The organism is Oleiphilus sp. HI0079, assembly GCF_001635105.1.
This window is the reverse complement of record NZ_LWFT01001395.1, coordinates 1-1,193: the sequence shown is the minus strand read 5'-3', so window position 1 is coordinate 1,193 and position 1,193 is coordinate 1. Positions and strand designations below refer to the sequence as shown.

Genomic DNA, 1,193 nt, shown 5'->3' with positions numbered 1-1,193 from the left:
AATCGGCGTGACTGTTTTCAGATTATTGGCATCCATGTGTTTAAACAGACGGCAAATATATTGCCCTGCAATATCGGACTTAAGCGTCCATGGCACATTGGTATAGCCAAAAATCCAGGCAAAATTTGGGAAGTCTTCTATCAAAACACTCTTGTAAACCATCTTTTCGGCAATACTCGTTTTCTTTCCATCGATAGCGACGTCCATTCCACCCATCATTTGGATGTTCAAACCCGTTGCCGTCACGATAATATCGGCTTCTAATTCAGTACCCGACTTCAGAAGAATGCCTTTCTCTGTAAAGCGATCAATATGATCCGTTACTACGGATGCTTTGCCCGATTTAACACACTCGAATAAATCACCATCCGGAGCCGCGCAAAGACGTTCTTCCCATGGGTTATACTTAGGCGTAAAGTGACGCATATCGACTCCGTCCCCAAGACGCTTCTTGGCCGCGCCCAGTAACAACTTTCGAATCACTTTTGGCCAACGCATAGCCGAAAGGTATAGCCCTCGCTGGAACAAAGTATTTCTCAGTCGAGCAAATTTAAACACCCAGTTCTGGGGTAAGAATTTATTCATGATCACTGCCATGGTATCATTGTCAGGTAAGGGCATGATGTAGGTAGGAGAACGTTGCAGCATGGTGATATGTTCAGTCTTGTCACTCATGCTAGGAATCAGCGTGACGGCCGTTGCACCACTTCCGATGACCACAACTTTCTTACCAGAGTAGTCTAGGTCTTCAGGCCAGTGTTGAGGGTGGATAATTTTGCCTTTGAAGTCGTCGGAACCGGCGAACTCAGGACTATAGCCCTCATCAAAGTTGTAATAGCCCGTACAGTTGGACAAGAAACCACAAGTGAAATGCTTCTCTTCACCACTCGCCTCGTGGAGAGCGGTTAACTTCCAATGCTGGTCATCACTAGACCATTCTGATTTTATGATTTTTAGACCAAACTGAACTTTATCTTTAAGGCCGTACTCTCGTGCAGTTTCAATCACATAGTCACGAATATCACCACCCTTAGCCAGCACTTTGCTCGACAACCAGGGCTTGAATCTGAAGCCGAAACTCGCCATATCTGAGTCAGAACGAATGCCTGGATATTTAAACAAATCCCATGTGCCACCCATATTTTCACGGCGCTCTAGAATTGCGATTGTCTTATCAGGGCACTTTTTAGCGA

General features: G+C 45.3%; 1 protein-coding gene. It reads right to left on the bottom strand.

The annotated features are described in order from the left end of the window. Nucleotides 1-1,193 (bottom strand): NAD(P)/FAD-dependent oxidoreductase (locus A3750_RS24135; protein WP_068549014.1); only part of this gene is annotated, 1,193 nt, incomplete at both ends.